Source organism: Peribacillus sp. SIMBA_075, assembly GCF_046534585.1.
Genome location: NZ_JAWRYN010000017.1, coordinates 21,066 through 40,520 on the forward strand (window position 1 = coordinate 21,066; position 19,455 = coordinate 40,520).

The 19,455-nt window shown below is 42.8% G+C and carries 18 protein-coding genes and 1 pseudogene; 10 read left to right on the plus strand and 9 right to left on the minus strand.

Annotated features, from left to right (window positions below; all coding sequences use genetic code 11):
* The first annotated feature begins 25 nt into the window (after nucleotides 1-25).
* A complete protein-coding gene (locus SB775_RS14155; RefSeq protein WP_089363778.1) occupies nucleotides 26-1,138 on the plus strand; it encodes a methionine biosynthesis PLP-dependent protein in 1,113 nt (370 codons plus the stop codon).
* The gene (metC, locus tag SB775_RS14160) at nucleotides 1,135-2,316 is read left to right on the plus strand and encodes a cystathionine beta-lyase (protein WP_410861958.1); all 1,182 of its coding nucleotides are present in this window, start codon (nucleotides 1,135-1,137) and stop codon (nucleotides 2,314-2,316) included. The genes SB775_RS14155 and metC overlap by 4 nt, the downstream gene beginning before the upstream one ends.
* A 111-nt stretch (nucleotides 2,317-2,427) precedes the next feature.
* Here the strand turns inward: metC and SB775_RS14165 are convergent, their stop codons facing one another.
* The 3 genes from SB775_RS14165 to SB775_RS14175 all read right to left on the minus strand — a co-directional run bounded on the left by SB775_RS14165 (nucleotide 2,428) and on the right by SB775_RS14175 (nucleotide 6,579).
* Nucleotides 2,428-2,676, minus strand: a complete 249-nt coding sequence (locus tag SB775_RS14165) for a type B 50S ribosomal protein L31 (protein WP_061461980.1) — start codon at nucleotides 2,674-2,676, stop codon at nucleotides 2,428-2,430.
* Between the two features lie 136 nt (nucleotides 2,677-2,812).
* Nucleotides 2,813-4,831 (minus strand): ABC transporter ATP-binding protein, encoded by a 2,019-nt coding sequence (locus SB775_RS14170; RefSeq protein ID WP_410861959.1) that lies wholly within the window; start codon nucleotides 4,829-4,831, stop codon nucleotides 2,813-2,815.
* Nucleotides 4,828-6,579, minus strand: coding sequence for an ABC transporter ATP-binding protein (locus SB775_RS14175; RefSeq protein ID WP_410861960.1), 1,752 nt, complete (start codon nucleotides 6,577-6,579; stop codon nucleotides 4,828-4,830). The genes SB775_RS14170 and SB775_RS14175 overlap by 4 nt, the downstream gene beginning before the upstream one ends.
* 506 nt (nucleotides 6,580-7,085) lie before the next feature.
* Here SB775_RS14175 and SB775_RS14180 point away from each other — a divergent pair.
* The 4 genes from SB775_RS14180 (at nucleotide 7,086) to SB775_RS14195 (ending at nucleotide 11,407) form a co-directional block, all read left to right on the plus strand.
* Complete coding sequence (locus SB775_RS14180; RefSeq protein WP_155727248.1) at nucleotides 7,086-7,256, plus strand: hypothetical protein; 171 nt, start codon at nucleotides 7,086-7,088, stop codon at nucleotides 7,254-7,256.
* A 105-nt stretch (nucleotides 7,257-7,361) separates the two neighbouring features.
* The gene (locus tag SB775_RS14185; protein WP_410861961.1) at nucleotides 7,362-8,480 is read left to right on the plus strand and encodes a DUF2515 family protein; all 1,119 of its coding nucleotides are present in this window, start codon (nucleotides 7,362-7,364) and stop codon (nucleotides 8,478-8,480) included.
* A 74-nt stretch (nucleotides 8,481-8,554) separates the two neighbouring features.
* Nucleotides 8,555-8,908 (plus strand): hypothetical protein, encoded by a 354-nt coding sequence (locus SB775_RS14190; RefSeq protein ID WP_410861962.1) that lies wholly within the window; start codon nucleotides 8,555-8,557, stop codon nucleotides 8,906-8,908.
* A 384-nt stretch (nucleotides 8,909-9,292) separates the two neighbouring features.
* A complete protein-coding gene (locus SB775_RS14195) occupies nucleotides 9,293-11,407 on the plus strand; it encodes a peptidoglycan D,D-transpeptidase FtsI family protein (protein ID WP_410861963.1) in 2,115 nt (704 codons plus the stop codon).
* Nucleotides 11,408-11,460: 53 nt separating this feature from the next.
* Here SB775_RS14195 and SB775_RS14200 read toward each other — a convergent pair whose 3' ends face one another.
* Together SB775_RS14200 and SB775_RS14205 are read right to left on the minus strand one after the other, a co-directional pair.
* Nucleotides 11,461-11,928: a CBS domain-containing protein gene (locus SB775_RS14200; protein ID WP_318683917.1), complete on the minus strand. Its 468-nt coding sequence runs from the start codon at nucleotides 11,926-11,928 to the stop codon at nucleotides 11,461-11,463.
* Nucleotides 11,929-11,995: 67 nt separating this feature from the next.
* A pseudogene (locus tag SB775_RS14205) lies at nucleotides 11,996-13,007 on the minus strand (FGGY-family carbohydrate kinase); the annotation flags it as partial.
* Nucleotides 13,008-13,469: 462 nt separating this feature from the next.
* Here SB775_RS14205 and SB775_RS14210 point away from each other — a divergent pair.
* Both SB775_RS14210 and SB775_RS14215 read left to right on the plus strand, forming a co-directional pair.
* A complete protein-coding gene (locus SB775_RS14210) occupies nucleotides 13,470-14,261 on the plus strand; it encodes a TIGR00266 family protein (RefSeq protein ID WP_061461973.1) in 792 nt (263 codons plus the stop codon).
* A gap of 12 nt (nucleotides 14,262-14,273) precedes the next feature.
* Entirely contained in the window at nucleotides 14,274-14,561 is a 288-nt protein-coding gene (locus SB775_RS14215; protein WP_410861964.1) for a hypothetical protein, read from the plus strand.
* A gap of 2 nt (nucleotides 14,562-14,563) precedes the next feature.
* On the opposite strand, the gene SB775_RS14220 is transcribed toward SB775_RS14215, so the two are convergent.
* Entirely contained in the window at nucleotides 14,564-15,313 is a 750-nt protein-coding gene (locus SB775_RS14220) for an SDR family NAD(P)-dependent oxidoreductase (protein WP_410861965.1), read from the minus strand.
* A gap of 248 nt (nucleotides 15,314-15,561) precedes the next feature.
* Here SB775_RS14220 and SB775_RS14225 point away from each other — a divergent pair, with 248 nt between their 5' ends.
* Together SB775_RS14225 and SB775_RS14230 are read left to right on the plus strand one after the other, a co-directional pair.
* A complete protein-coding gene (locus SB775_RS14225) occupies nucleotides 15,562-15,858 on the plus strand; it encodes a phasin family protein (protein ID WP_061461970.1) in 297 nt (98 codons plus the stop codon).
* A gap of 15 nt (nucleotides 15,859-15,873) precedes the next feature.
* Nucleotides 15,874-17,544 carry an ABC1 kinase family protein gene (locus tag SB775_RS14230; protein ID WP_410861966.1) on the plus strand — a complete coding sequence of 557 codons (1,671 nt, stop codon included), beginning with the start codon at nucleotides 15,874-15,876 and terminating at the stop codon, nucleotides 17,542-17,544.
* Between the two features lie 57 nt (nucleotides 17,545-17,601).
* Here SB775_RS14230 and SB775_RS14235 read toward each other — a convergent pair whose 3' ends face one another.
* The 3 genes from SB775_RS14235 to SB775_RS14245 form a co-directional block, all read right to left on the minus strand.
* Entirely contained in the window at nucleotides 17,602-18,534 is a 933-nt protein-coding gene (locus tag SB775_RS14235; protein WP_410861967.1) for a catalase family peroxidase, read from the minus strand.
* A 264-nt stretch (nucleotides 18,535-18,798) separates the two neighbouring features.
* The gene (locus SB775_RS14240) at nucleotides 18,799-19,113 is read right to left on the minus strand and encodes a YbjQ family protein (protein WP_061461967.1); all 315 of its coding nucleotides are present in this window, start codon (nucleotides 19,111-19,113) and stop codon (nucleotides 18,799-18,801) included.
* Entirely contained in the window at nucleotides 19,094-19,312 is a 219-nt protein-coding gene (locus SB775_RS14245) for a sigma-Y antisigma factor component (protein ID WP_284471551.1), read from the minus strand. The genes SB775_RS14240 and SB775_RS14245 overlap by 20 nt, the downstream gene beginning before the upstream one ends.
* Nucleotides 19,313-19,455 lie beyond the last annotated feature (143 nt).

Consider the following 19,455-nt stretch of genomic DNA (forward strand, 5'->3'; position numbering starts at 1 on the left):
TAACTAAAAAGGAGCAGTGAAAACTATGTACAAAACTGAAACATATCTTGCTCAATTAGGAAATCGCAGTGAAACGGCGACAGGAACAGTCAATCCGCCAGTATACTTTTCAACAGCTTTTCGCCATGAAGGAATCGGCCAATCGACTGGATTTGATTATACAAGGACAGGTAATCCTACACGCCAACTATTGGAACGATCCATCGCAGATCTGGAAAAAGGCGACCAAGGTTATGCCTGCAGTTCAGGAATGGCAGCCATTTCTACTATACTGGCCTTATTTAAATCAGATGATGCATGGATTGTCAGCGAAGATCTTTATGGCGGTACATATCGTCTGTTGGAACAAGGGTTTAAGAAATGGGGATTGAAGTGCGACTATGTGAACACTTGTTGTTTGGAGGATATTGAAAAAGCCATCACTCCTCACACGAAAGCCATCTTCATCGAGACTCCCACTAACCCTCTTATGCAGCAAACGGACATTAGCGCCGTTGCAGCATTGGCCAAACGATTTAATTTATTGTTAATCGTTGATAACACCTTTTACACGCCTCTTATTCAACAACCAATCCTGCTTGGAGCAGATATTGTGATCCACAGTGCAACCAAGTATCTCGGTGGTCATAATGATGTGCTCGCTGGACTGATCGTTGCTAGCGGCGCTGAATTATGTGATGCACTTGCCTTTCATCATAATGGCATGGGAGCTGTCTTGAGCCCCTTTGATTCCTGGCTGTTGATGCGCGGAATGAAAACCCTGGCATTGCGGATGGAACGTCATGAAAAGAATGCCAAGATACTTGTAGATTACTTGGCGGAACATGATTGTGTTACAGATGTATTGTATCCCGGTAGAGGCGGCATGATTTCATTCCGTATCATTGATGAAGCGGCGGTCAACCCATTTTTACAATCACTCTCATTAATTTCGTTTGCAGAAAGCCTTGGAGGGGTTGAAAGCTTCATCACCTATCCTGCTACACAAACACATGCCGATATACCGCTTGAAGTCAGAACGGCGAACGGGGTTTGCAATCGCCTGCTGCGCTTCTCCGTCGGCATTGAAGACAGCGAAGATTTGATCCAGGACTTACAGCAAGCATTCGCACATGTAAAAAGGGAGGCACTACGATGACCACTCATGATTTCAGCTTTGAAACCAAATTACTTCATAATCAACATAAATTCGATCCTGCAACAGGCGGTGTGAGCGTCCCCATTCAGCACGCATCCACTTTCCATCAATCCGATATCGATCAATTCGGCAAATATGATTACAGCAGAAGCGGGAACCCAACTCGCGAAGCACTGGAAGATATCATTGCCGAACTTGAGGAAGGCACTCACGGTTTTGCCTTTTCATCAGGTATGGCAGCCATTTCAACAGCTTTCCTGCTGTTGTCTGCCGGAGACCATATCGTCATTTCCGAAGATGTGTATGGAGGTACGTTCAGGATGGTCACAAACGTTTTGACGCGTTTCAATATTGAGCATACATTCGTTGACATGACGGACCTTGAAAGCATTAAAGCTGCCATTCAGCCAAATACGAAAGCCATATACATCGAAACGCCTTCAAATCCATTACTAAAAGTGACCGATATTAAAGCAGTATGTGATATCGCAAAAAAAGCCGGTGCTTTAAGCTTTGTTGATAATACATTCTTGACCCCAGCATTACAAAAACCACTGAATCTGGGCGCTGATGTTGTCCTTCATAGCGCAACGAAATTTTTATCCGGCCATAGTGATGTGATAGCTGGACTTGCCGTAGTAAAAGATCCGGATTTGGCAGTAAGACTCGGTTCCCTCCAAAACTCCTTTGGAGCGGTTCTTGGTGTACAGGACGCCTGGCTTGTAATGAGAGGTCTGAAAACCTTGTCCGTTAGAATGGAACACTCCCAAAAAGGGGCAGAAAAGATTGCCGCCTACTTAAATGAGCAGCCTTTGGTGAAAAAGGTTTATTATCCTGGCCTGGCCGATCATCCACAGCACGAAATCCAGCAAGGCCAGTCGCTTGGTGCAGGGGCAGTCCTATCATTTGAATTGGAAAGCGAAGAAGTCTTCCGCTCTTTCGTGAACACTGTCGAGCTTCCTGTCTTTGCCGTAAGCCTTGGAGCGGTCGAATCGATTTTATCCTACCCGGCCAAAATGTCCCATGCTGCCATGCCTGCTGATGAAAGGGAAAAGCGAGGCATCACGAACAGCTTGCTCCGCCTCTCTGTCGGACTTGAAAATCCGGACGATTTAATCAAGGATTTCGATGCTGCCCTCGTAAATATTGCAAAAGGGGAAGCAATTGCTGCAAAATGATTAAAGGATGGGTGCCTCATAAATTATGGGGCACCCACTTGTTTGCATCATTTTAATTCTTTTTCAACCTATTAATAAATAAAGGCCAACGATTTCTCGATGGCCTCCCTTTCATTTCTTCATATTATATTTATCCAAAAAGCGGTCCACCCGTCCACCTTTTTCAGCAAACTTCTGCTTTCCAGTATAAAAAGGGTGGGTATCTGAACTGATCTCCACTTTTAATAACGGATACGTTTGCCCATCTTCCCACTCGATCGTTTCATTGGACGTTTTCGTGGAACCTGTCAAAAATTTATAACCACTGTTGGTATCCATAAATACTACTTGTCGATAATCAGGATGAATTTCTTGTTTCACTATTATCACCTCATTGTTAATATGGGTATACGTTAAACGTAATCATTACTATTATTGATCATTTTGCTTGAAGGTGCCAATAACCGGCACCTCCTTATAGTTTAATCTTGATTATCCATACTTATTCAATTGTGCTTCAACCGGCCATCCCGTTATGCGGACCGGCCTGCAGTTCATACATTTGATAATACTTCCCTTTTAATTCCATTAATTCTTCATGTGTACCTTGCTCGGAAATCCGCCCTTTATCCAGTACAAGAATTTGGTCGGCATTTTTAATCGTGGAAAGTCTATGTGCAATGATGAAGGTCGTTCTCCCTTTTTTCAGCACATCCATTCCCTCCTGGATAATTGCCTCGGTTTCAGTGTCGATGCTTGCAGTCGCTTCATCCAATATCAGAATCGCCGGATTGAATGCAAGAGCACGTGCAAAAGAAATGAGCTGCCGCTGTCCAGAAGATAACGTTCCTCCTTTTTCAATCACGGGTTCATCCAGCCCTAAAGGAAGATGCTTCAGCACTTTGTCCCCTCCTACATCTTTTAATGATTTTTCAACCATTTCCCTTGTGATGCCTTTATGATTCAGACTGATATTGGAAGCGATGGTGCCAGTAAATAAATAGGGATCCTGTAGGACGATTCCCATATGCTCCCTAAGCGTTTGATGGGGTATATCCAAAATATCCCTTCCATCAATTTTGATTTGCCCTTCGCTGCTATCATAAAAACGGAACAGTAAATTCATTATTGAACTTTTTCCTGATCCAGTATGGCCTACTAAAGCGACCGTTTCCCCTTGCTTAGCTGAGAAGGAAATGTCCCTTAACACATATTCTTCATCCTTATAGCCAAAAGAAACATTTTCAAATTGCACGTTTCCTTTGTATCTGGATATGTTTTCATCACTGACAGCCAATCCCTGCTCATCCAATAAACTGAATGCCCGCTCCCCTGCAACAAGTGCCTGTTCTAGGTTGGCGAACTGATTGACGATTCCGTGAAGCGGATGAAGCAATCGGCTGATCAAATCAACAATTGCATACATCATTCCTAAAGAAATGGCTGAACTCGCTGTAAGGGAAATCCCGCCGAAATACCAGACGAATGCCATTAGCGCCAAAACCTTAATGACACCAATCAAGTTTCCACCCGTCAACGAATTCAAATGGAGCATTTTATTTTGATAGGAATAATGCTCCCGGTTCAAATTTTCAAATGTTTGCTTCGTTTCCTTTTCACGTCCAAATGCCTGAATGATGCTCATTCCAGAAATGGATTCATTGATCATCCCATTAATATCGCTGACCCGTTCCCTAATGATGTGATTATATTTCGAGGCGAATTTACGGTATACAGTCGTCCAGATAACGATGATCGGAATAAGTAAAAGACCAATGGTACCAACACGTGCATCCAGAATAAACAAAGCAATGAGAACGCCGAAGATATTAATTGTGCTCGAGAAAAAGTTGGCGAGCACGGTTACATATAATTCCCGGATCGCTTCCGTATCATTAGTGACCCTTGCTACAACTTTTCCCGCTGGCATATTATCGAAATAACGTATCGGTAAACGGGAAATATGCTTAAAAATATCATTTCGCATCTTCTGAATGATTCGGTTGGCCGCTTTCTGCAAATAAAAACTCTGCCCATATTGAAAAATGGAAGAAATGATGACAAGGCCAAAGTAAAAAGCCACAAGCTTAAGGATCCGCGGAATTTCCGGTTGGTAAAACCGCATCACTTCCTGACTGGTCAACTTCACTGCTTGCGCCCGTTGCTCTTTTCCGTCTTTCTTGATGATCAACGATTGGTTCTCCAAGGTTCTGCGTCCATCCATTGGTACAGCTTCATTTACGAAGACAAATTGATTGCCAACCTGCAGAACGTGGACTTCCCTGCCTTTCTTCTCACCTTCAGTGAAGTAATCAGCCCGTTTATACCATTTTTCTTCATACTCCACAGCATCTTTTCCTTTAACCGTTTCATACCAGGAGGATTCGATGCCAAGTATATGTGAATCAATGATTTTCTTGGCAACGAACGGACCCGTTAAATCGGCCGCTACCGAAAGTGCCAGCATGATCAGGGCGCCAATGATCAATTTTTTATAAAGGGCAGCATAATTAAAAAGTTTCTTTACGACCTTCATGCCTTCACCTCCGTTCCTTCATCAACCTGCTGCCGCTCGTATTGCTCCCTATACCAGCCATTATCCTGCAGTAAATCTTCGTGAGTCCCCTCTTCGATGATCTCTCCGCCATCCAACACGATAATCCTATCCGCGTGCTGAACGGCTGATAAGCGATGGGTTGTGATGATTGTCGTTTTCCCTGCCCGTTCATTTTGGATATTTTCAATGATGGTCGTTTCCGTTTTCGCATCCACAGCGGATAAGGAATCATCCAATATTAGGATTTCTGGATTTTTGATCAGTGCCCTGGCAATCGAGATCCTCTGCTTTTGCCCTCCAGATAGAGCGACACCCTTCTCACCGACAAGTGTCTCAAGGCGGTTGGGCAGCATCATTAAGTCCTTCTCAAAATCCGCAAGCCGGATAGCTTCAGCCAGTTCATCTTCCGTTGCATCCATTTTACCGAATAAGATATTTTCCCTCACAGACTTTGAGAATAAAAAATGGTCCTGTGGGACATAGCCGATCCAATTACGAATATCTTCAAGATCCAGTTGCTCCAGCGGTATGCCTGCAAAAGCAATTTCTCCTCTTCCTAAAGGATATTCCCGCAGCAATTGCTTCACGAATGTCGTTTTTCCACTTCCTGTCTTCCCAACTATCCCTAATGTTTGACCACGCTCAAGCTGAACGGAAATATTGGATAGATTCACAACTGTTGAGGATGGGTATGTAAAAAACACGGAATTGAAATGGATATTTTCCGGATTCGGAATACTCTCCAGACCCAATGAGTTCTTCACATCCGCCTCATATGAAAGGGTGTCTTGAACACGGTCAAGCGAAGCATTTCCCCTTTGCATGACATTGATCAGTTCACCCACCGCGATCATCGGCCAAATTAACATGCCTAGGTAAACATTGAACGAAACAAGTCCGCCAAGCGTTATGGCCTGTTGAAAAACAAGATAAGCCCCGTAGCCCAAACCGATTAAATAACTGATGCCGATGATAATGCTTATCGTCGGATCAAAGAGGGCGTCGATTCTTGCCACCGCGAGATTTTTGCGATAAACATCCTCTGTCATTTCATCAAATCGCTTTTCATCCTCCCGTTCCTGGACATAGGCCCGGATGACCCGGACACCTGAAATGGATTCAAGGACCTTGTCATTTAAAGAACCAAAGGCTGCTTGTGCATCCGTAAAACGTTTGTAAATTTTCTTCACGTAGATTTGCATCATCACTGCCATGATCGGAAGTGGCAGCACCGCCGCAATCGTCAACTCCCAGCTGATGGTGGCGCCCATCATGACCACAACCGTAATGGTGAACAGAACCGAGTCAACGAGCGTCAATATCCCGAAACCAGCTGTGAGGGAAATTGCCTTTAAATCATTGGTTGCCCTGGCCATTAAATCCCCTGTACGGTTTTTTTCATAAAAAGTCGGCGTCATTTTCAGTAAATGGCTCATAAATCCGGACCTTATTTTTCGTTCGACCAAGTTTCCGCCGCCGAATAACAGAAAACTCCATAAGTAACCAAATAGGTAGCTTCCGCCCAGTACCATAAGCAAATAAACAACGTATTTCATGACACCCTCCTGCGTCATGCTGCCATTGTTCATATCATCGATGGCATTTCCGACGAGCTTTGGCGGGATAACCTCCAGGATATTGACTAGACATAGAAATAAAATGGCATAGGTATAGCGCTGCCACTGTTCTTTAAAGAACCAGGACAGCTTTTTAAAAATCGCAAACATGAATTCCCCTCCCTTTTGTTAAAACCTTTCCCTTCACTAACCGCTTTCTGGATCTCCGGGCTGCAGTAAGACTCCCAATGTCATTTGTCTCATTTAAAACTCCTCCTATCTCTTATATGGAAAGGCCGCTATTGCACCTGTATCCCCAAAGCCAAAAAGCCTCCGCCAATTAGCGGAAGCTTTTTTAGATGTGTAAGAACACATATAAAGGCGCAGGCCGCGAAAATTCACAACCTGCGCTTTAAAATGATCAATGAGCACGTTCTAATCCTTTGTCTAGAAAGACAAAGTTTCAGGGCAGGCGGACGTATGATATTCAATTATGATATCTATGTGCTTAACTGATTTAGTCATGACGTTCGCCTCCTTCTCCTTGATTAATGGTAATATTTAACTTATATTAAAAGATTACTACGTGTGTATATTTTTGTCAATTGTGACTTTTCTAGATTATTGATGGATAATCCTTTATTCTTATAATGACGTAACCTAAGGAGGTTCAGCATATGCCATGGAGAAAATATATACTCCTAGCGGTTCCCTTTTTATTATCATCCATTTTCATCTTATTTGCCGTACCGGTCCAATATAGACCGGTTTCCTTCATTCCTGTTTTACTTTTCTGGATAGTTTATTATATTTTATTGTACCGGGAAAAGAAGAAGAAAAATAACTGATGACGAAAGAAAACCATCAACAATCAATTTGAGGGCGTTGCAAATGCAACGCCCCTTTCTTGACGGCCCTGCATATAATGATCGAAAAACATTCGTGGTGATTGTATGTTCTCGCAATATGTGCAGAAGCTGTTAAGCAAACTCCCTGTCAAAACAAAACCCATCATCGATGCTGAAAGATATGACACGCTAAAATCCCATTTACAAAAAGAGCTTTTTCAGCCTTTGGATGTGTCTAAAGCTTTTTTACCTATGGAATCGGCTCTTATAAAAAGCATTCGGACCGAAGCAGCTGCCTGGAACCGGAATAATGCTACAAGAACACAAGCATATCTGGCCTTTTATAATCGTAATCAAGAGGTCCATTGGGCCTTTTTAGCACATATGGTTTCGAGGAATGGGGGATACCATATGACTGATTTGAAAAGTTCATCCATGACCCATCTCTTTGACAAAGCGGAACGGCTAAAATTTTTCCAGTTCCTTGAGCGCGCCAATTCAGCGATATTTGCCGATGCCTTCCCCCAGCTGCTTTTATATGAACATTCTAAACAAAAAGAACTTCCGATAAGGAAGTATTTTCCCGTATTCCGCATTTCAAGATTCATGGCCCCGATTTGGGAATCTTTCATCGAGGAACCCCATTCACCCCTTTTGACAACATCCCTTATCATTAATGAACAAAGAATGCTTCAGGAAAGGGTAATAAAACGCACCCGCCATGGTGAAATCCTTCGAAGGCTTGATTTTCAGCTGCAGGAATACTTAGGCTTCATGAACGTTATCTTTCCTTACGCGAATAAACAAGACGGACTCCGTTCCTTGACCGGCCTGACCGTAGACCGCTTTGCCAATCCGAAACAGCGTATTGAAACGGGAAAATTCTTATACGGGCTTCTTTTTCAGGATCCGGTTGTTTTTCACGGTGTTGGCCAATTTACAAAAGAGGTTCCACACACGGGTTCAAGAGAGGATTACTGGGAAAGCATATATACCTCTGATGCATCCGCGGCAAAAGATGATAAAGTTTATAGCCCCATTCTTCATGATGCATGGGCAGATCAAATTGTCTTTCCTTCCCCTTCCATTGATTGGTTCACGAATGAAAGCTTCATAGAAGATTTAAGAAGTTCACCGATTATTAAAAAAGCGGACCTGACCAACAAGGTGCTTGAAAATATAAAGCATCTCAAAACCCTTAACGGAATGAAAGCCATTTTCTAGCATGATGCCTCTTACTTTGAATATCCCATCCCCCATTTGGCAAGAATGGTTAGCAAAAAGAATGGGTGAATCGAATGAGAGGCATTGTACTATTAAATCCAAACTACAATATCGGGGATTTACATACAAACGAAAGCTTTGCAATCCAAAAGATCATGACGGACAAGTATATAGACGAAAATAATATTTCCCCGGTCATATTGAATCCATATCAAATCCATCCTTATTACACCATCCCGCATGAGCTTCTTTTCAATTTACAGAATCGAAAAAAGTGTCAAATCGATTGCCTGGTGCTTCACTCTCTAGAAACGTTCGAACGCTTCATCTTTATATACCCTGAAAAATGGCTTGAGCTATGCGGATATTTCAAAGAGATCATCAGTGTCGCGACTCAAACTCCGGTTAGGAATTATGAAGCAAATTAATGCTTGAATAAAAAATCATGGGACTTAAGGCATTGTGAATCGATTCTCCAGGGTGAAAAGTCCTTGGTTGTTCATTTACCATGACCATCCTTCTATTTGAGGCTCCCTTTTTTACTGAGCTACACGATAATAAAACTCTTTTATTATTGGCGCCGTATTCTTCCCCCTCTTTTTTATCTATTAAAATCCCTCGCAAATCATTGGCAATTAATTAGTATTAATTTTCCCAATTGCGCGATTACTAGTAATTTTATAACTCCTAAACTATCTTTTGGAAATATAGATAAATTTACGGATAAAGCATAGAAAAATAAGTTAATTTTATATATCATTGGAGATAGGAATTTTCTTATTTTTTACTTTTACTAGAAAGGAATGTTAATGATGACCAAAGAAAAAAAGAAAAAAAACCCAATTCCTTTCCGATTGAACATTTTTTTCTTTTTAATATTCATTTTATTTTCAAGCTTAATAATCCGGCTTGGCATCGTCCAAATCGTGTATGGGGATGATTACCTCCGTGAAGTCGATCGAACGGAAAACGATGTGGCCAATACCCCCGTTCCCCGTGGGAAGATGTATGACCGGAACTTAAATCCGGTCGTTGATAATGAGCCACGCAATGCCATTACCTATACGAAATACCCGAATACGAAAACGGCCGATATGGTAAAGACGGCTGAGGTCCTTGCTACCTTGATAGAAAAAGATACAAAAAAGGTAACGACCCCGGATAAAAAGGATTTTTGGATTTTAAAACATCCGAAAAAAGCCGAAGCTTTGATTACCAAAGCCGAGAGGAAGAAAGTAGACGAAAAGAAACTGAAGCAAAAAGATTTATACAAACTTCAAATGGAACGGGTAACCGATGAGAATATCAAGGAATTCACCAAGGATGAATTGGAAGTGATAGCCATCTTCCGGGAATTCAATAGTGGCTATGCCCTCGCCCCTTCCATCGTGAAGAACAAAGATGTCACTACAAAGGAATACGCCAGGGTTAGTGAGCATTTGGATGAAATGCCAGGCGTGGACGTAACGACTGATTGGGAAAGGACCTATAAGTATGACGAGACCCTCCGCTCGGTTCTGGGCAAAGTCTCTTCTTCCGAAGAAGGGATTCCCAGTGAAAATATTGACTATTATCTGGCACGCGACTATACCAGGAATGATCGGGTCGGAAAAAGTTATCTCGAAAAACAATATGAAGATGTCCTGCGCGGCCAAAAGACGCGGGTTGAAAATGTGCTGAGCAAAGGGGAGGTCATCAAAACGAATACCCTCACCGAAGGACAAAGCGGAAAAGACTTGGTCCTGACAATTGATATGGAGCTGCAGCAAAAGGTAGAAGCTATCATCGAGAGCGAATTGCGGAGGGCGAAAGCTAAGGGAAATACCTACTTTTTAGATCGTGCCTTCGTCGTTTTGATGGACCCGAATACAGGCGAGGTGCTTACGATGGCCGGCAGGCAATACGGCCGTAACAGTAAAACCGGCTTGACCGAAATGAACGATTTTGCCCTTGGAAACATTACGACCTCCTATACGATGGGGTCATCTGTTAAAGGGGCTACGGTCTATACAGGCTTTCAGACAGGAGCCATCGCACCAGGGTCGGCGTTTCATGACCATCCACTTTTATTAGCTGGTGCCAAACCCAAAAAATCTTATAGCCCTTTAGGGTATGTAACGGATGTTTCTGCATTAAAAAAATCGTCGAATGTCTATATGTTCATGACGGCGATCAGAATTGCCGGCGGTCATTATATCCCTCATCAACCGTTAGGGATCAACCGGGAAGCTTATTCCATCATGCGCAATCATTATGCCCAATTCGGATTGGGGGTCCGTACCGGCATCGACTTGCCTAATGAATCCGTAGGGTTTAAAGGCGTCGACATGTCTACAGATGGATTGCTCCTGGATTTATCGATTGGCCAGTATGATACATATACACCAATGCAATTGGCACAGTACGTTTCGACGATTGCAAATGGCGGAAAAAGGCTTGAGCCACATATGGTCAAGGAAATCAGGAACCCATCCAACGAACACAATGAATTGGGCAGCGTCTTTAAAACGATGAGTCCCAATGTATTAAACGATTTAGGCGGGAAAGACGTCTGGATTCAGCGTGTTCAGGAAGGATTCAGGCAGGTTGCCCAGGAGCCAGGCGGGACGGCATATAACTATTTCGGAGGGAAATCCTACCATGTAGCAGCGAAAACGGGGACAGCCGAAGCCTTTTACGACGGACCGCGAAGAAATCAATATAGTGAACCAGCCCCGACTATCAATCTAACACTTGTAGGTTATGCACCACACAATAACCCGGAAGTGGCATTCTCTGTCGTCGTGCCATGGGTCTATCAAGGCAAGCCCTCTGACGATATCAACAAACGTATCGGGAAGGAGGTAATGGACGCCTATTTTAAATTGAAGGAAAAAAGATCAAAAGGTGAATCTGATGCAGACAATGCAATAGAAAACACACAATGATGGTTAACACAAAAAGGCCTGCCCGATTATGAGCAGGCCTTTTTGTGCTCTCACTACTCCAGCTTTTGAACGAATTCCTTATATAGAGCCCTAAGTGCATCTCCCCTGCTGATGATGCCGACGACTTTATCATTTTTGTCCACGACGGGGATTTTCTTGAAATGATGCTTCGAAAGGACCTTTATCAATTCATCTAACGGATCTTCGGGGGATAGCTTTGTAATTCTTTTATTTTTTATGATTTGTGAGACTTTATCATTCATTTTGGATGTAACCTTTTCATCCAATTCTTCACCAGGAAGAACCGTAATGTATGTGAAATACCCCATGATTGCTTCCTCAGCAGGTTTCAAATAACGAAGGATATCCCCGTCCGTCACCATTCCCAATAGCTTATCGCGTTCATCCACAACCGGGACCCCGCCCACTTTATTTTCGATCAAGATTCGCAGAATTTCCTTTAGTGTAAAATCAGGACGGGCTACATAGACTTCCCTTATCATGAAATCCTTAACTAACATAATACCACCCCTTTTTTTAAGTTCGTCTTCTAAATTCATCTCCTTTCTATTTATACCCTTTTTTGCTCTATTTAAAAACCCTTGCCGCCTGGACTGCCTTTTTCCAGCCATTATATAAATCCTTCCGTTCCTGCTCTTCCATCTTAGGTTCGAATTTCTTATCGACGGCCCATAGCTTTGAAATCTCTTCCTGGCTTTCCCAATAACCGACTGGGAGCCCAGCTAAATACGCTGCCCCTAACGCTGTCGTCTCACTAATAACCGGCCTTTCGACTGGTACATTCAAGAGGCCGCTTTGGAATTCCATCAAGAAGTCGTTTTTGCCAACGCGCCATCGACCCTCAATGCCTTTAGGTTAATTCCTGAATCGATTTCCATGGCGCAAAGGACATCTTTTGTCTGGTAGGCCAAAGCTTCCAATGTTGCCCGTACGAAATGCTCCTTCGATGTCCCCCTTGTTAATCCGAATACCGCTCCCCTCACATCACTATCCCAATAAGGGGTACCTAATCCAACAAATGCTGGGACGACATAGACGCCATCAGCTGAATTGACCCGTTTTGCATACATTTTCACTGTCTTTCGAATCATTCAAGAGTTTTACCCCGTCCCTTAACCATTGTATGGCCGAACCTGCAACAAAAACACTGCCTTCCAATGCATATTCGACTTTTCCGTTCAGCCCCCATGCAATCGTGGTCAATAGGCCATGCTCTGATTTCACTGCCTTTTCTCCTGTATTCATCAGCATAAAGCTCCTGTACCGTACGTATTCTTGGCCATTCCTATTTCAAAACATTCTTGGCCGAACAAAGCGGCCTGTTGATCCCCCGCTGCCCCGGCAATCGGGATTTCGTGGCCAAAGAAATGATGTGGCGCTGTATTCCCATATACCTCCGATGAAGAACGAACATCCCAGCAATCTGTTCTGGTTTTATATTCATTTCCGATAAACAGGAAGCGATTACCGATAAAATGGAACCCCAAATTGCATTTGCATTGTGCTCCACCCATCCAGGATTCGGGAAATATTGGATGAATTCCTTTTGGGCAATATGCAAACCTTCCCTTCTTTTATTAAGACTCTTTTCGTAAAGATTGTTGTTATTAAAACGAAACTATTTAAGGTTGATTGGAGCGGAAGTGCGAGACGCATGCGAGAGCAGCGGGACAGGTGAGACCCCACAGGCGTTTACGCCGAGGAGGCTCACCGCCCGCACCAAGGAAAGCGAGCATCTGGAGGGGAAATCACCACAACTCACTACCTGGTAAATAGCAACAAAGTATGTGAAAACAGCCTTTATTAAAAAACGGCCCGGGAACTTGTCGTTCCCTGATCCAATGATAATATGTAAGTATCCATGGTTGTCTCCTCCTACACTTAAGATTCCTAAGTGTCTTGCTGTTTTTTCTTTCTTCATTTTTCTTGATATACCCGTAAAAACATAAAATATATAAAGTACGGCGAAAAACTGAAAAATATTAGCAGGTTAAGAGATTATCTTTTACAATGAACATAAGTTGGATAGGAGGAATGGAAAATGAATAATCATGAAATAGATTTTAAAATATATGGAGATGACATGCAGTTTGTTGAAGTGGAATTGGATCATCAGGAAACGGTTATTGCAGAAGCTGGAAGTTTAATGATGATGGAAGATCAAATCAAGATGGAAACCATCTTTGGTGATGGGTCTTCGAGTAGCGACGGCGGAATGATGGGGAAGCTATTTGGCGCTGGAAAAAGGCTCCTTACAGGTGAGAGTCTTTTCATGACGGCTTTTACGAATGAAGGAAGAGAAAAAAAACACGTTTCCTTTGCCTCACCTTATCCAGGTAAAATCATTCCGATGGATTTAAGCGAGCTCGGTGGGAAAATCATTTGCCAAAAAGACGCTTTCCTTGCTGCAGCGAAAGGTGTTTCGGTCGGAATTGAGTTTCAGAGAAAAATAGGTGCAGGCTTCTTTGGCGGCGAAGGCTTCATCATGCAAAAGCTTGAAGGAGATGGAATGACCTTCGTGCATGCTGGTGGCACAATCCATAAAAAAGAATTGGTTGCAGGAGAGATCTTACGCGTGGATACAGGATGTTTAGTAGCCATGACTAGCGGAATAGATTATAACATTGAATTCGTAAAAGGCGTGAAAACCGCTTTATTCGGAGGCGAAGGTTTATTCTTTGCAACATTAAAAGGACCCGGAACCGTCTGGGTGCAATCTTTGCCATTCAGCCGTCTTGCCAGCCGTGTATTCGCTGCAATGCCGCAAAATGGCGGATCTTCTGACGAAGGCAGTGTTACTAGAGGTTTATTCAATTTATTCAACGATAAATAAGAACCGGAACCAATGGCTGCCATCATGGCAGCCATTGATTACTTTTTTAAAGGATGGATGGATATCTACATGCAGCTTGTTAAGTGGTCCTACATGAGACGCAATAATATCAGGGCTTTTTTTGATCAATTCCCGAATTCGCCTGTTATTTTCCGTAAAATAAGAGATTACTATTTTGTTTATACCGTTCACTGGACAGCTGCCGATGCCCCTATCGGCATAAAGGAGCTTGAAGAAATGGAACAGCTGCTCAACCGTGAGCTCGGAACTGAACTTCAATATCTTTATCGGAAAAAATGAGTTCACTCCTCGTACATCATTTTTCTTGTCATGCCTCCATCGACGATAAGATCAGCACCCGTAACGAAGTCATTTTCCGTTGCCGTCAAATAAAGACATGCCCTTGCTATATCTTCCGGTTTGCCAACCCGATTGGAAAAATGCTGTTGATGATCTTCATCCCTCAACGAGTCATAATCACCCGTTTCAATCCACCCCGGAGAAATCGAATTGACCGTAATTTTCTCATTACTGAATGAAGCGGCAAGTGCATGGGTCAGGGCTTTGATCCCTCCTTTTGTCGCAGCATAGGATTCCGAATCCGGCTCAGACATTATCGCTCTTGTTGATGCTAAATTGATGATTGCACCTCCCATTTCATTATTCCGCATCGATGCAGCCGCTGCCCTGGAACAAAGGAAAACACTGCGTAGATTCGTATTCATCATATCGTCCCATTCCTCAATCGTCAGCTCATAAAGCGATTTGAACAATGCCATTCCCGCATTATTGATTAATATATCAATGGTCTTATATGTTTTTAGAGTGACATCCATCAAATGCTGGATGTCAGCTTCCTTGCGAACATCCGTCTTAACGAACATGGCTTCATGCCCATTATTTTTGAGCTCTTCCGCATACAGCAGACCTTCCTGCTCGTCCATATCTGCGAGAACCACCGATGCACCGCTTTCTGCATAACCCTTTGCTACACCTCTCCCAATACCATTTGAAGCGCCCGTTACAATCACCGTTTTGTTTGCAAAACCCATCATTTCACCCTCACTTTCGCCAGCTTATTTTTCCTTATCATAATATCCAATTCGCTTCACTACAAACACTACCCTTGGGTGATCAACAAATCCGTTTCCTACCCATCAACAATCAGCAGGACCCATTATATTTTTGTAGCGGCCTCCAATGATGTATGATAATAAAAACAGCAAGAAAGAACCAGGGTGAAGGGCACCCGCTATTATTTTTCTTAAAGTGTAAAAAATTTATATTGGAGGAATTAAAAATGGACTTATTAAAAAATGTGTTTTCTTTAGGATTAGGTGCTGCCGCTGCTACAAAGGAACAAATTGAAAAAGCAGTGGACTCTCTTGTAAAAAAAGGCGAAATCAGCAAAGAAGACTCCAAGGATCTTATTAAGAATTGGGTCGAAAAGGGGGAACTAGCCCAAAAACAATTGGATGATTCCGTCAAGGCCAAAGTCAATCAAGCGCTCAACGGCCTAAACTTGGCAACCAAAGAAGAAGTTCAGGACTTAGAGCGCCGCATCCAAATTTTAGAGAAACAGAACCAACAATCGTGATTTGGAGGTACTTGAATGTTTGGCAAGCGACTGAAACACGCACATCGTTACCAGGAAATCATTAATGCCTTTTTGAAAAATGGTTTTGGTTACTTCATCTATCGCCTTGGATTATCCGAGAGTAAAGCGGCATCGAAACTCCAGCCCGACGAAAACCTGAACCTCCGCTCAATCGGAGAGCGGCTGCATACGATTTTACAAAGCCTGGGACCTACATTCATTAAACTTGGTCAGATTGCAAGCACGAGGCGTGACTTCGTTCCGGAAGAAATCATCCGCGAACTTGAAAAGCTGCAGGACCAGGTCACCCCCTTTCCATTTGATAAGGTTCGCAAAATTATTGAAGCCGAATTGGGTGATTCTTTGGAAAACATTTTTCTTGAATTCCATGAAAAACCACTGGCTACCGCTTCGATTGGGCAGGTCCATACTGCACGGCTTCCATCACAGGAAGTCGTAGCAATCAAAGTGCAGCGGCCCGATATTCTGCCGACTGTGGAAACGGATTTGGAAATTCTCGATGATTTGGCAAGACTGATGGAAGCACGCATATCTTGGGCCAGACGCTACCAAATCAGAAAAATGATTGATGAATTCGCTAAATCGCTTCGCGCAGAACTCGATTATAACTCCGAGGGCCGAAACGGGGAAAGAATAGCCAAGCAATTCATCGATGATCAAGGGTTTAAGATACCAAGAATCCATTGGGAGTATTCCACAAAAAGGGTCCTGACGATGGAATTCATTCAAGGAATTAAGATCAATCATTATAAACAGCTTGAAGATGAAGGTTATGATCGTCGGAAAATCGCAGAAAGATTAGCGAATTCCATGCTTCAGCAAATATTGATCGATGGCTTTTATCATGGCGACCCCCACCCTGGCAACATCATCATTTTGCCAGGAAATGTCGTCGCACTCATGGATTTCGGGATGGTGGGACGTCTGGAGGATGAAACGAAGTATCAGTTCGCCTCGCTTGTCATCAACCTGAAACGTGGAAGCACCAATGGACTGATCAAGACACTTTCAGAAATGGGTCTTCTGACGGACGAAACCGATATGGCGCCATTAAGGGTGGATATTGATGAACTGCGAAATAAATATTATGATATACCATTGAGCCAAATCAGCTTAGGCGGAGCGGTCAATGACCTGTTCACAGTTGCCAATCGGCACCAAGTCCAAATCCCTCCAGAATTCACGATGCTCGGCAAGGCTCTGCTTACCATGGAGGCCATTGTTGAAGGACTAGATCCGCATTTCAGCATCATGAAGGCAGCTGAACCTTTCGGGGAAAGGCTTTTTAAGGAGCGCTACAATCCAAAAAATATTGCGAAGAACGCTTGGAATCAATTCATCGAGTCTGCCGAAGCCATTGCCGAACTACCCAAGGATATCAAGGAAGTAACAGGTATCATAAAAAAAGGGAAATTGCGACTGGATATCAATATTCCCGAACTTCAAGTTTTTTTGCATAAGCTTGATCAAATCTCGAACAGGCTTTCTTTCAGTATTATCCTGCTTGCATTCAGCATAATCATGGTCGGTCTCATTATTGGCTCGGCAATAGGTGGGGAAACCCTGATCCTATGGAAAATACCGGTTATCGAGATTGGATTTGTCGTTGCAACCCTGATGTTCTTACTTATGCTTTACACCATTTTCAGATCCGGAAAAATGTAAACTTACGAAAAAGGGCAAACCCTCTAATAAGGGCTTTCCCTTTTTCATGTTTTCATTTCATTGGTTATTTATCCGACGTTCATATGAAATGGCATACGCCCTATGGCGAAAATGTAAAATAGAATCTTCCGAGCACTCGATTCCTTCAGTAATATTGGTTGGATCAAACAATAAATGATCTCTAATCGTTTCCAATTTATTAGAAATCACTAAATGGCCGACCGTTATTACCTGTTTTTCTTCCGACCAAGCAGTGGTTGGATCGTCAGACGGATCATTTTCCCCTCCTATTTGAATGTTCAATTTAAAGCCCACCGGACCTTGCCTGAGCCTCTCTTCCATTTCTTCTTCCAGATATTCTGCCGAATGCTTGGCTACCTCCTCTTTTGCTAGCATACTAAGGCCGGCATCAGGTACCCACTCATACTTAATAGCCTGACGCCGTCCTTCCGCATTAATGAAATAGAATGCATGAATGGAGTAATATTGACATGTTGAGAAACTGGCTGGAGAACGCATTTCTTTAAGCATTTGCAGGCTTGCCTTGCTTTCAGGGTATTTCAACAGGATTTTTGTAAGCTCTTTCAGATTTGGGAAACCTTCTTTTGCAGACTTGAAAAAGTCAGCAATATCAACAAACGCTTCCGGTGTTTTCGCAAAGAATAGCGGAATGGTGACAGTAATGAGATCTGATGCCTCTCCATTCGGCAATTTAAACTTGACTGCCATGCCCTTCACAGGGGATATGGCATCTGGATGGCTTGGTATCGGCGAGCTATTTGAGAACCGAATGATCACCGGCACGGCTTCATCCTGAAGATGCGAAGCCACCGTTAATGGGGACGCTTTTCCGTTTGGGGTAAAAACCCCCTCATAAACATATCCCCTTGCATGCACCCGCCGATAACCGGGATATGTTCCAGCTACATTTTCAATCACATTAACTGCTTCTCTGACTAGTTCAGGTTTAAAGTTGTCATTTCCCTCCATATACCTCACCCCATCTTTTCAAATTCCAATCCATGTTCTTAGTTATTACCTGTACCCCTTATCCCATTAGCTTATTCAAGGTAAACTTCCGTTCATACATGCACCTGAAGCATTGATCGTTAAAAAACGCCTGGAAAAATCCAGGCGCTGCACAAATCATGTAATAAAAGTTTTTCTATATCGCTTTTATAATTATAGGAAAAATAGTAAGTAGAACAAGATGGCAAGACCTTATGAACCAGAACTAAAGATCTTCACATTCAATCATTCAACATGAACGGCAGTGCCATAAGCAATGATTTCACTAGCGTTTTGCATGATAGCCGATGTTTCCAGGCGCATTGCAACGATGGCATTCGCCCCTTTCTCTGTCGCTTCATCGACCATCCTGCCAATTGCTTTTTGTCTGGCTTCTTTCATCATTTCCGTATACTCCGTGATTTCACCGCCGACAATGGTCCTCAATCCCGCAAGAATATCTTTTCCAATATGTTTCGATTGAACGCAGTTCCCCTTAACAAGCCCCTTCAGTTCTTTAATTTCTTTTCCAGGAACGGTATTAGTAGTCACGATAATCATATAGTTCGTCCTCTTCCTTTTTTTTGATTTTTTTTACGATCAAATAAAAAATTAACGGTATTGGGGCTTGAATCAAACCAAGAATACCCCACATCCACTGGTTAAAGCCATTCTTCCTTGCATCGACAAATAGATATATGCTTTGGCTCAATAAAATAACCCCACATACAATCAAGGCAAGTTTTTCAAAACTACTCATGAACTCCACTCCACCTACCTTTTTAAATAAAATGTATTATAATCAGTGAAGATTTATGTTATCACCTAAAAAGCTAGAAACTTTCATATAGATGTATTACCTTTTCATATTATACCTTGATGTACACGTGATTTTTCGGGTTC

Bases quoted from the DNA above. Each gene is read 5' to 3' on its own strand.
- SB775_RS14175 (WP_410861960.1), bottom strand. From the start codon at position 6,579: ATGTTTGCGATTTTTAAAAAGCTGTCCTGGTTCTTTAAAGAACAGTGG.
- SB775_RS14210 (WP_061461973.1), top strand. From the start codon at position 13,470: ATGAATAATCATGAAATAGATTTTAAAATATATGGAGATGACATGCAG.
- SB775_RS14215 (WP_410861964.1), top strand. From the start codon at position 14,274: ATGGCTGCCATCATGGCAGCCATTGATTACTTTTTTAAAGGATGGATG.
- SB775_RS14200 (WP_318683917.1), bottom strand. From the start codon at position 11,928: ATGTTAGTTAAGGATTTCATGATAAGGGAAGTCTATGTAGCCCGTCCT.
- metC (WP_410861958.1), top strand. From the start codon at position 1,135: ATGACCACTCATGATTTCAGCTTTGAAACCAAATTACTTCATAATCAA.
- SB775_RS14170 (WP_410861959.1), bottom strand. From the start codon at position 4,831: ATGAAGGTCGTAAAGAAACTTTTTAATTATGCTGCCCTTTATAAAAAA.
- SB775_RS14190 (WP_410861962.1), top strand. From the start codon at position 8,555: ATGAGAGGCATTGTACTATTAAATCCAAACTACAATATCGGGGATTTA.
- SB775_RS14240 (WP_061461967.1), bottom strand. From the start codon at position 19,113: ATGATTATCGTGACTACTAATACCGTTCCTGGAAAAGAAATTAAAGAA.
- SB775_RS14225 (WP_061461970.1), top strand. From the start codon at position 15,562: ATGGACTTATTAAAAAATGTGTTTTCTTTAGGATTAGGTGCTGCCGCT.
- SB775_RS14230 (WP_410861966.1), top strand. From the start codon at position 15,874: ATGTTTGGCAAGCGACTGAAACACGCACATCGTTACCAGGAAATCATT.
- SB775_RS14245 (WP_284471551.1), bottom strand. From the start codon at position 19,312: ATGAGTAGTTTTGAAAAACTTGCCTTGATTGTATGTGGGGTTATTTTA.
- SB775_RS14185 (WP_410861961.1), top strand. From the start codon at position 7,362: ATGTTCTCGCAATATGTGCAGAAGCTGTTAAGCAAACTCCCTGTCAAA.
- SB775_RS14180 (WP_155727248.1), top strand. From the start codon at position 7,086: ATGCCATGGAGAAAATATATACTCCTAGCGGTTCCCTTTTTATTATCA.
- SB775_RS14195 (WP_410861963.1), top strand. From the start codon at position 9,293: ATGACCAAAGAAAAAAAGAAAAAAAACCCAATTCCTTTCCGATTGAAC.
- SB775_RS14155 (WP_089363778.1), top strand. From the start codon at position 26: ATGTACAAAACTGAAACATATCTTGCTCAATTAGGAAATCGCAGTGAA.
- SB775_RS14235 (WP_410861967.1), bottom strand. From the start codon at position 18,534: ATGGAGGGAAATGACAACTTTAAACCTGAACTAGTCAGAGAAGCAGTT.
- SB775_RS14220 (WP_410861965.1), bottom strand. From the start codon at position 15,313: ATGGGTTTTGCAAACAAAACGGTGATTGTAACGGGCGCTTCAAATGGT.